8 protein-coding genes are annotated in these 10,995 nt (G+C 68.7%); 1 reads left to right on the top strand and 7 read right to left on the bottom strand.

Annotated features, from left to right (window positions below; translation table 11 throughout):
- Positions 1-52 precede the first annotated feature (52 nt).
- The 4 genes from hisB to DDZ18_RS04980 are packed head-to-tail and all read right to left on the bottom strand — an operon-like array spanning position 53 to position 3,783.
- Entirely contained in the window at positions 53-1,264 is a 1,212-nt protein-coding gene (hisB, locus tag DDZ18_RS13960; protein WP_199241130.1) for an imidazoleglycerol-phosphate dehydratase HisB, read from the bottom strand.
- Entirely contained in the window at positions 1,261-2,556 is a 1,296-nt protein-coding gene (hisD, locus tag DDZ18_RS04990) for a histidinol dehydrogenase (RefSeq protein WP_233245716.1), read from the bottom strand. Before hisD ends, hisB begins: the two co-directional genes overlap by 4 nt.
- Before the next feature lie 16 nt (positions 2,557-2,572).
- Entirely contained in the window at positions 2,573-3,460 is an 888-nt protein-coding gene (gene hisG, locus DDZ18_RS04985) for an ATP phosphoribosyltransferase (protein ID WP_109252286.1), read from the bottom strand.
- Positions 3,460-3,783: a YerC/YecD family TrpR-related protein gene (locus tag DDZ18_RS04980; RefSeq protein ID WP_109252285.1), complete on the bottom strand. Its 324-nt coding sequence runs from the start codon at positions 3,781-3,783 to the stop codon at positions 3,460-3,462. The genes hisG and DDZ18_RS04980 overlap by 1 nt, the downstream gene beginning before the upstream one ends.
- Positions 3,784-4,043: 260 nt before the next feature.
- Here DDZ18_RS04980 and DDZ18_RS04975 point away from each other — a divergent pair, with 260 nt between their 5' ends.
- The gene (locus tag DDZ18_RS04975; RefSeq protein ID WP_146190612.1) at positions 4,044-6,107 is read left to right on the top strand and encodes a methyl-accepting chemotaxis protein; all 2,064 of its coding nucleotides are present in this window, start codon (positions 4,044-4,046) and stop codon (positions 6,105-6,107) included.
- A 13-nt stretch (positions 6,108-6,120) separates the two neighbouring features.
- On the opposite strand, the gene DDZ18_RS04970 is transcribed toward DDZ18_RS04975, so the two are convergent.
- The 3 genes from DDZ18_RS04970 to DDZ18_RS04960 are packed head-to-tail and all read right to left on the bottom strand — an operon-like array spanning position 6,121 to position 10,848.
- Complete coding sequence (locus DDZ18_RS04970; RefSeq protein ID WP_109252283.1) at positions 6,121-7,290, bottom strand: osmoprotectant NAGGN system M42 family peptidase; 1,170 nt, start codon at positions 7,288-7,290, stop codon at positions 6,121-6,123.
- The gene (ngg, locus tag DDZ18_RS04965; RefSeq protein ID WP_109252282.1) at positions 7,287-9,062 is read right to left on the bottom strand and encodes an N-acetylglutaminylglutamine synthetase; all 1,776 of its coding nucleotides are present in this window, start codon (positions 9,060-9,062) and stop codon (positions 7,287-7,289) included. The genes DDZ18_RS04970 and ngg overlap by 4 nt, the downstream gene beginning before the upstream one ends.
- Positions 9,063-9,075: 13 nt before the next feature.
- The gene (locus DDZ18_RS04960; RefSeq protein WP_109252281.1) at positions 9,076-10,848 is read right to left on the bottom strand and encodes an N-acetylglutaminylglutamine amidotransferase; all 1,773 of its coding nucleotides are present in this window, start codon (positions 10,846-10,848) and stop codon (positions 9,076-9,078) included.
- Positions 10,849-10,995 lie beyond the last annotated feature (147 nt).

Here is a 10,995-nt window from a genome sequence, read left to right as displayed (position 1 = left end):
GGCCCTCCCCTCAAGGGGAGGGAAAAAACCGCCATGCCAGCGCAGAAAGCCATCACAGCACCCCCTTGGTCGTGGGCAGCGCGTCGCCCTCGACCCGCACGGCCTGGCGCAGCGCCCGGCCGAACGCCTTGAAACAGCTCTCGATCATGTGGTGGGCGTTCTCGCCGTCGACCTCGACATGGATGGCCACCTGCAGCGACTCCGAAAGCGAGCGGAAGGCGTGCGGCGCCATCTCGACGGGAAAGTCGCCCACGCGCTCGCCGGGGATCGTTCCGTCGAAGCGGCAGTAGGGCCGGCCGGAGAGATCGATCCAGACCCCGGCGCGAGTCTCGTCCATCGGCAGCGCGAAGCCGAACCGGCCGAGCCCGCGCTTGTCGCCGAGCGCCTCTTTCAGCGCCGCGCCGAGCGCAAGACACACATCCTCGATGGTGTGGTGGGCGTCGACCTCGACATCGCCCTCGCAGCTCACATCGAGGGCGATCCCGGCGTGGCGGGCGATCTGCTCGAGCATATGGTCGAAGAAGTTCACGCCCGTGGCGATGCGCGCGCCCTCGCCGTCAAGATCGACGCGCACCGCGATATCGGTCTCCTTCGTCGAGCGCCGGATCAGCGCCGTCCGGCTCGCGTTCAGTCCGAGCCAGCCGGCGAGCGCGCGCGCGGTCACCAGGTCGGGAACGGACGCGACGAAGCGATCGCCCTTTCGCGCCAGGCTCAGGCCCAGCCGGTCGAGCACGGCTTCCATCTCGGCCGGGTCGCCGGCCGGCTCCAGGACGAGGCCCTCGGCGTCGGCGCGCGCGGCGGCGACAGAGTCGTCCGCGGCCAGCCAGGCGCTGGCGGCGTCGAGCAGCGCCTGGCGCTCCGCCGCCTCGGCGGCGGCCTGATCGCGCGCGGCGGGCGCGAGCGCGCCGAGGCCCGCCTTGATGAGCGCCCCGGCGGGCTCGAACAAGCGTTCGGAGAGACGGTTCGCTTCCTCCTCATCGCGACACAGGACGACGGTCAGCGGCGCGGCGTCCGGTCCCAGCCGGATCAGCGCCGGGGCGGCGTCAGGCGCATCGACGAGCGCGGCGGGCCCGAGAGCCGTGAGATCGACAATGCGATCCGCGCCGGCCGAGGCGAGGACGGCGCGAGCTTCCGCCGGCGAGGCGGCGAGCGCGAGCCGCTCGGCGTCGCAATCGAGAAACGCCGCCGCCCGCGCGCGCAGCGCTTCGGCGTCCGCACGCCGACGGTCCGCGGGCGAACGGGAGAGATCAAGCCGCGCCGTCATTCCTCAGCCTCCGATTTCCGGCGGCGCAGCGCCATGGCGCGCCCATGCGCGTCGAGCCCCTCCAGCGCGGCCAGCCGCTCCACCGTCGGTCCCATGGCACGCGCGCCCTCCGGCGACATCTCGAGCACGGTGGTGGTCTTCTGGAACATCTCCACGGTGACCCCGCCATGGACGCGCGCCGCCCCCGCCGTCGGCAGGGCGTGATTGGGGCCGGCGGCGTAATCACCGGCCGCCTCCGGAGTCCACGGACCGAGGAAGATCGAGCCCGCATTGCGCACCTTGTCCGAGAGCGCGCGGGGATCGCCGGTCTGTATGATCAGGTGCTCGGGCGCATACGCGTCGGCGACTTCGGCGGCCTCTGCGTCACCAGACACGAGGATCGCGCAAGACGTCGCCAGCGCGGCGCGCGCGACCTGCGCCCGCGGCAAACCGGCGAGTCCGCGTTCGACGGCGTCGCGGACCAGTGAGACGAACGGCTTCGACCAGGCGACCAGCACGACCTGGGCGAGGACGTCGTGTTCGGCCTGGCTCAGGAGATCGGCCGCCACCAGCTCCGGGTCGGCGCCGTCATCGGCGATAACCATCACCTCGCTCGGCCCGGCGGGCAGGTCCACCGCAGGCCCGCCCGGCTCGCGGGCGAGCGCGGCCTTGGCCGCGGCGACCCAGGCGTTGCCCGGACCGAAGATCTTGTCGGCCTTCGGCAAACCGGCGATCCCGTAACCCAGCGCAGCGATCCCGTGGGCCCCGCCGATCGCGTAGACCTCGTCGAGTCCGAGGAGGCGCGCCGCAGCGAGCACGGTGGGCTCGACGCCGGCGCCCTTGCGCGGCGGCGCGATCGCGGCGATGCGCGGCACGCCGGCCAGCTGCGCGGGGACGGCGAGCATGATCACCGTCGAGACCAGCGGCGCCGTGCCGGCGGGAATGTAAAGCCCCGCCGTTTCGATCGGCGTCACCCGGCGCTCCGCCGTGGTCCCCGGCCATGTCTGGGACGAATATGCCCGATACCCCTGCTCGGCGTGGAAACGCCTGACGGCGTCGGCGGCGTCCAGGATCGCCCGCCGGTCAGTGTCGGAAAGCGCGCGTTCGGCCGCATCCATCTCCTCGACCGGCACACGGAATCCGTCCGCCGGCGCCCAGCCGTCGAAGCGTTCGGCGTACTCGCGCACCGCCGCCTCTCCGCGTTCGCGAACAGCGGCGAGGATGCGCGCGACGGTCGCCTCGGCGTCCTCGCGCGCGCTCGGCCGGGCGAGCGCGTCGGCGCGCCGCCGGGCGTCCGCGGTTTTCCAGACCACTGAGTGCAGCATCGTTTCAGGCCATCATCTTTTCGATCGGCATGACGAGGATCGAGCGCGCCCCGACCGCCTTGAGCTTTTCCAGCGTCGACCAGAACACCTCCTCGGTGCACACGGCGTGGACGGCGACGACGTCGTCGCGGCCGACCACCGGCGCGACCGTCGGCGCGTCCGAGCCGGGCAGCACGGCGCGCACGTCCTCCAGCCGGTCCTTCGGCGCGTTCAGGAGGATGTATTTCGTCTGCCGCGAGGCGATCACGCCCTTGAACCGCTCGACGAGCAATTCGGCGGTGGACTCGATCTCGGCGGATTTCGACCGCGGCGCGCGGATCAGCACCGCCTCGCTCTCGAGCACGGTCTCGAACGCGGCGAGGCCGTTGGCCTCCAGCGTCGCGCCGCTCGAGACGAGATCGCAGATCGCGTCGGCGATGCCCATCCGCGGCGCGATCTCGACCGAGCCGCTCATCTCGACGATCTCGGCGTCGACGCCGCGTTCGTTCAGGAAGCGCTCCGTCAGACTGGGATAGCTGGTGGCCACAGTGCGCCCGGCGAGATCGTCCACGGCGCGGACCTCGCCGTCCTTCGGCGAGGCGAGCTTCAACCGGCAACGGGCGTAGCCGAGCTTCATGACTGTCTCGAGCCCGGCTATGCGCGGCGATCGCGCCTGGGCCTCGTACAGCACGTTCTCGCCGACAATCCCGTAATCGCACGCCCCGCTGGCGACGAAGTTCGGGATGTCGTCGTCGCGGATAAGCATGAGATCCAGCGGCAGGTTCTCCGCCCGGCGCATCAGTTCGTCACGCCCCCAGGCGAGCTTCACCCCGGCGCGGCGGACAAGCTCCATGCCGCCTTCGGCGAGGCGGCCCTTCTTCTGCACACCGAGCGTCAGTCGCGAACCGGTCATTACGCCGTCTCCCTCAGCCGGTCGAGCACGAGGCGATAGCCCTGGTGGGGCTCCTGGGAGAGAAACCGCGCCACGCGCGTCACAGTCGTCGTGCTGACCCCGGTCTCGGCGCTGATCTCGCGATAGGACTTCTCGCCGGCGTCGAGCATCAGCGCCACCCGCCAGCGCTCGGCGAGCGCGGCGAGTTCGCCCGGCGTGGCGAGGTCCATCAGGAAACGCTTCGCCTCGTCGGCCGTGCGCAGCACGAGCAGCGCCTCGCAAAGCGCGTCGATATCGGCCGGACCGCCGGCCGGCCCCCTGGGGGTGTTCTGTCGCGCATTCATCGGCGCCTCCTCATTCGAGAAGGCCGATATAGCGTGTTATCGCACTGATACAAGCGGACGCTGCAGATAGCCGCAAACTCTTTCTGTCGTAGCCATGAATTCGCGTATTACCCGGCATTAACCGCTGATAAACCGAGACCCTCCCTGAAATAGAAAATTCGCGCTCGAGGCCTCCGACGATTCCTCGTCGGCGACGCGGGCGCTCTTAGGATCGAATCTGGAAGGCCATCTTTATGTTGAATCGATTCACGCTTCGCACATTGCTGTTCGCCGTCATCACCGCGCTGACGGTGATGCTCGTCGGGGTCACGCTTAGCCTCAGCTTCTCTGCGCTGCAGGACCGGTCGCGGGCGCAACTCACCAGCGACGCCAACGCCACCGCCGACCTGCTGCTCGTCGCCGCCGGCAACTGGGCGGTCGAACGCGGCCTCACCAACACCGCGCTCAACAACGACGCGCCCGCCGGCGACACGCAGCGGAGCAGCATCGATCAACGCCGGCGCGACGGCGACGCGGCCCTCGCGCGCGCCTTGGAGCGGCTCCGCACGAGCGGCGGCGCCGAGCTGGCCGAGTTCCGCGACGTCGTCGAGGCGCGCGACTCGCTGGCGGCCGTCCGTCGGCGCGTCGATGATGGCCTTGAGCGCTTCGGCAGCCAGCGCGACCCGTCGCTCGGCGGTGAAGCCGTCGCCGCGCTCACCGGGCTCATCGAAGCCAGCCAGGATCTTCGGGTCGCCGCCCAATACCGGATCGAGGACGAACAGGCCCAGATCGCGGAGCTGCAGTCGATCAAGCATTTCGTCTGGGTCATGAGCGAATTCGCCGGACGCGAACGGGCCGCCCTCGGCGCCCGGATCGCATCGGGGGAGCCGCTGGACGCCGACGCGCTTCAGCAGCTGGCAGAGTACCGGGGACGCGTCGAGCTGGCGTGGGCCGTGGTCGAGGCCTACGGCGCCCAGGACAACACGCCCGAAGAGGTCCAGCAGGCCATTCGCGGCGTGCGGCAGGGTTTCATGCAGGAGTTCCAGTCGGTTCGCGAGCGAGTCTACGCGGCGGGCGCGGCTGGTGACTCCTATCCTCTCACAGGCTCGGAATGGATCGAGGAAGCGACAGGCGCCATCGACACGATCCTCGCCCTTAGCGATGCCGTCGGCGATGCGACCGCCGATCTGGCCGACCGGACCAGCGCCACGGCGACGCGGACGCTGATCGGCCAGTTCGCCCTGCTGCTGGTCGGCGTCGCGATCGCCGGATTCTCGTTCTGGATCGCCGGCGCCCGCATCGCCGGTCCGCTGCGCCGGATGGCCGACACCACCGGGCGGTTGGCGGAAGGCGATACGGACCTCACCGTCCCGGCGCTCGATCGGACCGACGAGGTCGGCGCCCTGGCCCGCGCCGTCGAGGTGTTCCGCCAGAACCTGATCGAGAACCGCCGCATGGCCGCCGAGCAGGAGGCCGAGAACGAAGCCAAGATGCAACGGGCGCAGAAGATCAACGATCTGACCACGAAATTCGAAGACGCCGTGGGCGCGCTCGTGCGCAATCTCTCGACGGCGGCCGAAGAGCTCGAGACAAGCGCGACATCGATGACCGAAACCGCCGACGAGACGAATCAGAACTCGGCGTCGGTGGCGAGCGCGGCGGGCCAGACTTCGTCTAACGTTCAGACGGTAGCCACCGCGACGGAGGAACTCGCCGCCTCGATCCGGGAAATCTCGACGCAGGCCGCACAGTCGTCCGACATCGCCGGGCGCGCCGTCACGAGCGCCCAGAAAACCGACGAAGTCGTCCAGGGGCTTGCCACGGACGCCAAGCGGATCGGCGAAATCGTCACCCTGATCGAGCAGGTGGCCGAACAGACCAACCTGCTCGCGCTCAACGCCACCATCGAGGCCGCCCGCGCCGGCGAAGCCGGCAAGGGCTTCGCCGTCGTCGCCAGCGAGGTGAAGTCGCTGGCCGAGCAGACCACCAAGGCGACCGAAGAGATCGCCTCCCAGATCAACGGGATCCAGGATTCGACCACCGAAGCCGTCTCGGCGATCGACGAAATCTCGAAGGTCATCGAGGAGATGGCCGGCATCGCCAGCGCCATCGCCGGCGCCATGGAGGAGCAGGACGCGACGACCAACGAAATCTCTCGGAATGTCCACGAGGCCGCCCAGGGCACCGAACAGGTGACCGGCAGCATCGTCGATGTCGAAAAAGGCGCGGGCAAGACAGGCGCGGCGGCCGAACAGGTCCTCGCCGCCGCCAAGGGCCTCGCGCAGCATTCGAACGAGCTGAGCGAGGAAGTCGAGAAGTTCACCAAGGGCGTGAAAGCGGCCTGAGCCGACGCCCGGCCTATTCAGCCTGGGGCGGCTCCGGCGGCTCGTCGCGGCCGTCCCAGCTGGTCTCCTCGGCGGGCTCCATGGGCTGGTCGGTGAAGCCGCTGATCGAGGAGAGCTCCTCCTTGTCGCGCGGGATTTCGACGTCGGAATGGGCGTAGGCGTGGATGAGCCGCGCCACCGAATGCAGCGCATGCATGTGGATGCGCTCATAGCCATGCGAGGCGTCGATGCCGAAGGTCAGCAGCGCGGTTCGGACATCCTCGCCGGACTCGATGGCGCTCGCCGAATCCGAGCGGTAGTAGCGGAAGATGTCGCGCTGGTGGTCGATATTCTCGTCCTCGCACAGGCGCAGCAGCTTCTGGGTCAGGTGATAGTCGAACGGGCCGGTCTGGTCGGCCATGGCGATCGTGGCGCCGAACTCGCGGCTGTTCTGCCCCGGCGCCTGGGTGCCGTTGTCGATGGTCACCATCGCGGTGATGTCCTTGGTGAGGATGCCGCTCGCGCCGTGGCCGATCTCCTCGGAGATCGTCAGCAGGAAATAGGTGTCGACCGGGACCTTGCCATCGCCTTCGACGAGCGCCTTGAGCGCGGCGAACATCGCCGCCACGCCGCCCTTGTCGTCCAGGTGGCGGGAGACGACGAACCCGTTGTCGAGCATCTCCGGCTGCGGATCGATCGCGACGAAGTCGCCGATGTGAAACCCGAGCGCCTCCAGGTCGGCCTTGCTTTCCGCCACCACGTCGGGCCGCACCTCGAGATTGGTCCAGGCGACCGGCTGGGTGTCGATTTCCTCGTTGAAGGTGTGTCCCGACGCCTTCAGCGGCAGGATCGTCCCGCGAAACGCGCCGTGATCGATGCTGAACACCGTGCAGCGCGCGCCCTCGGCGAAGCGCGCCGACCAGTGCCCGATCGGAACGACCTCGAGTCGCCCGTTCTCCTTGAGCGCCTTCACCTGCGCGCCAAGCGTGTCGACATGGGCGATGACCGCGCGCGCGGGCATCTGCTCCTCGCCGGGGATGCGCGCCCGGATGGCGCCCCGGCGGGTCAATTCGTACTCGACGCCGAGATCGGCCAGCTCCTTGCAGCACAGGCGTACGATTTCGTCGGTATACCCGGTCGGGCTCGGCGTCTCGAGCAAGCGCTGGAGAATGTCCTTGAGATATCGGTCGTCGATCACGGTCAAGCAGTGGCCTCTGAAGCGTCGTGGCGAATGGCGGAAAGCGGAAACAGAAGGTCGATGAAGCGCTCGGCGGTCGGCTGCGGCTCGTGATTGGCCAGCCCCGGCCGCTCGTTCGCCTCGATGAAGACATGGTCGGGACGATCGGGCGCGTCGACGATGAAATCCACCCCGACGACGGGAATGTCGATCGCGCGCGCGACGGCCACCGCGCTTGTCGCGATCTCGGGGTGCAGCGTGTCGGTGACGTCGTGGAGCGCGCCGCCCGTGTGGAGATTGGCGGTCTTGCGCACGCGGATGCGCTCGCCCTTCTTCGGCACGTCCTCCCAGCTCCAGCCGGCCGCGGTGAGGCAGCGCTCGGTCTCGGCGTCGAGCGGGATGACGGACTCGCCCTGGGTCGCAGCCGCTCGGCGCCGGCTCAGGCTTTCGACCAGCTCCTTCAGCGAGCGCCGGCCGTCGCCGGTGACCACCGGCGGCTTTCGCAGCGCCGCGGCGACGACCTCGTTGTTGATCACCACGACGCGCAGGTCCTCGCCTTCGACGAACTCCTCGACGATCACCTGGGAGTCGAGCTCGAAAGCCGCCTCGATGGCTTCTCGCAGTTCGTCCTCGGTCTCGACGCCGACCACGACGCCGCGGCCCTGCTCGCCTCGGGCCGGCTTGACCACGACCGTCCCGCACGCCTCGAGAAATTCGACCGGCGCAGCGTCGCCCTGCGTCAGCGAGGTCTGCCGCGGCGCGGCCACGCCGGCGTTCTCGATCAGGCGGCGCGTGGCGGCCTTGTCGTCGCACCAGCTCATCGCCACCGCGCTCGTCAGTTCGCTCAGCGACTCCCGGCACACGATCGAGCGCCCCCCGTAGGTGAGCTTGAAGAAGCCGCCCTCGGCGTCGATCACCTGGCAGCCGATCCCGCGACGGCGCGCCTCGTCGACGATGATCCGGGCGTAGGCATTGAGCTGCTCCTCCGGCGGCGGGCCGATGAAGAGCGGTTCATTGATGACGTTCTTCCGCTTGAGCGTGAAGAAGGGCAGCCGCTTGAAACCCAGCTTCTCGTAGAGCGCGATGGCGGACTCGTTGTCGTGCAGCACCGACAGGTCCATGAACGAGCAACCGCGCGCCTTGAACAACTCGATCAGGCGGCGCACCAGCGCTTCGCCGATGCCCGGATGGGCCGCCGTCGGCGAAACGGCGAGACACCAGAGCGAGGAGCCGTGCTGGGGATCGCCGAAGGCGCGCTCGTGATCGACCCCGGTGACCGAGCCCAGAATCTCCCCGGTCTGCTCGTCCTCGCAGACGAGAAAGGTCAGCGTGCGATTGTCGCGCTGCCGCCAGAAGAAGGAGGGATCGACCTGAACCATGCCGCGCGCGGCGTAGATCGCATTGACCGCGACCGCGTCAGCCTCGGAGCAGAGACGGCGGACGAAATAGCCGGTCTGGCGCTGCCGCGACGCCCGGTAGGTCGCCAGGTCGATGCGATAGGTGTGCGACGGGTCGAGAAAGACTTCCTGCGGTCCTGCGGCGAGGACGACGTGCGGGTCGCGGACATAGAAGGCGATGTCGCGCTTTTCGGACTCCTCGTTCTGCAAAACCTCGACGAGATCGTCCGCGTTCTCGAACGTCTGGGCGAAGATCAGCCGGCCCCAGCCGACATCGATCCAGGCGTTCTTCCTGGGCGCGTCCCCGCCGTCCCGATCGTCGATCGGGTCCTTGAGGCCCTCGTCGCGCAGTCGCTTCAGCCGGTGGCGGAGCGCCTTGCGCGGTTGGTCGCTGCTCTTCAATCCGTTCGCCTTCTCAAACGCCGTGAGCTTCCATCCACATCGCCAGCAATCCGATCTGGTAGAGCTTCGAGCCGCGCAGCGGCGTGATGTGCGCCCCGGGATCCTCGAACAGCCGCTCAAGATAGTCCGGCTGGACGATCCCCTTCTCGGAGAACCGCTTCGAGGTAACCGCGTCGCGCACCCGCTCGAGATACGGCCCGCGAAGATATTTCAGCGCCGGCACCGGGAAGTATCCCTTCGGCCGGTCGATCACCTCGTGCGGGATCACATCGCGGGCCACCTGCTTGAGTATGCCCTTTCCGCCCTCGGCGGTCTTCAGCTCGGCGGGCACGCGCGCCGCCGTCTCGACGACCTCATGGTCGAGGAAGGGCACCCGCGCCTCAAGCCCCCAGGCCATGGTCATGTTGTCGACGCGCTTGACCGGATCATCGACGAGCATGACCTCGGTGTCGAGGCGGAGCGCCTTGTCGATGGGCCGCTCGGCCCCGGGCCGGCCGAAATGCTCGGCGACGAACTCGCGCGGCAGGTCGCCGTCCAGCCAGCGTTCCTGGAGAAGCTCGCCCATCTCGGCGCGATCGCGATCGAAGAAGGCCTGAGCGTACGCCGCCAGCGGATCGTTGGCGTCCAGCATCGGCGGATACCAGTGATACCCCGCGAAGATCTCGTCGGCGCCCTGGCCGGACTGGACGACCTTCACCTGCTTCGAGACCTCCGCCGACAGCAGGTAGAAGCCGACGCAGTCATGGCTCGTCATCGGCTCGGACATCGCCGCGACGGCGTCCTCGAGCGCGGGCAGCGCGCGGGCGGTGTCGATCTCGATCTTGTGGTGATCCGTGGCGAAGCGTTCGGCGACGATGTCGGAGTACTGGAACTCGTCGCCGCGCTCCTCGCCGACGCTCTCGAAACCGATCGAGAAGGTCTTGAGCCCCGTCTGTCCCGCCTCGGCGAGCAGGCCCACGATCAGCGAGGAATCCAGCCCGCCCGACAGCAGGACGCCCACCGGCACGTCCGCGACGAGGCGGCGCTTGACCGCCAGGCGCAGGCTGTCGGCGACGCGCTCTTTCCAGTCGTCGGCCGACAGGCCCTGCTCGTCGTCACGCGGGCCGAACGCGACGTCCCAGTAGCGCCGCGCCTGCGTCCGCCCGTCGGGCTCGATGCGCATCAGCGTGGCCGGCGGCAGCTTTCGCACGCCCTTCACCAGCGTCCAGGGCGGCGGGACGACCGCATGGAAGGTGAAGTAGAATGCGAGCGCGTCCGCGTCGAGGCTGCGATCGACGTCGGAAAAGGCCAGCAGCGCCGGCAGGGTCGACGCGAAGCGGAAGGCGTTCCCGTCGGCGGCGTAATAGAAGGGCTTGATGCCCAGCCGGTCGCGGCCGATCAGCACCCGGCCGCTGTCGCGCTCGACGATGGCGAAGACGAACATGCCGTTGAGGCGCTGGACGAAATCCTCGCCCCAGCAGTGATAGGCCTTGAGGATCACCTCGCTGTCGCCGTGCGAGAAGAAGCGGTATCCCTTCGCCTCCAGCTCGGCGCGCAGCTCCTTGTGATTATAGATGCAGCCGTTGAACACCAGCGACAGGCCGAGCTCGGCGTCGACCATCGGCTGCTGGGCGGCGTCGGAAAGATCGATGATCTTCAGACGCCGATGGGCGAGCGCGGCCGCGCCCTGCGCGTGCAGCCCGGCCGCATCCGGCCCGCGGCGCACCATCGTTCCGGCGACGGCGTCGAGCGCGCCGAGGTCCGGCGATCGGCCGTCAAAGCGGATTTCACCCGCTATGCCGCACATGCGATTGTCCTTTCTGGCGAAGGCCTTGCGATCCTGGGAAATTCGCCCGCAGGGCGCCGGCGAACCATTCGGGAAAGTCGGTCGCACAGCGCCAAAAATCAAGTTCAACCGATGGATTCGTCCAATGGATTCGGCGCGTTTTGCTGC

This window comes from Marinicauda salina (assembly GCF_003122085.1).
GTDB lineage: Bacteria > Pseudomonadota > Alphaproteobacteria > Caulobacterales > Maricaulaceae > Maricicauda_A > Maricicauda_A salina.
This window is presented reverse-complemented; position numbering and strand designations above follow the sequence as displayed.

Bases quoted from the DNA above. Each gene is read 5' to 3' on its own strand.
- hisB (WP_199241130.1), bottom strand. From the start codon at position 1,264: ATGACGGCGCGGCTTGATCTCTCCCGTTCGCCCGCGGACCGTCGGCGT.
- hisG (WP_109252286.1), bottom strand. From the start codon at position 3,460: ATGACCGGTTCGCGACTGACGCTCGGTGTGCAGAAGAAGGGCCGCCTC.
- DDZ18_RS04980 (WP_109252285.1), bottom strand. From the start codon at position 3,783: ATGAATGCGCGACAGAACACCCCCAGGGGGCCGGCCGGCGGTCCGGCC.
- DDZ18_RS04960 (WP_109252281.1), bottom strand. From the start codon at position 10,848: ATGTGCGGCATAGCGGGTGAAATCCGCTTTGACGGCCGATCGCCGGAC.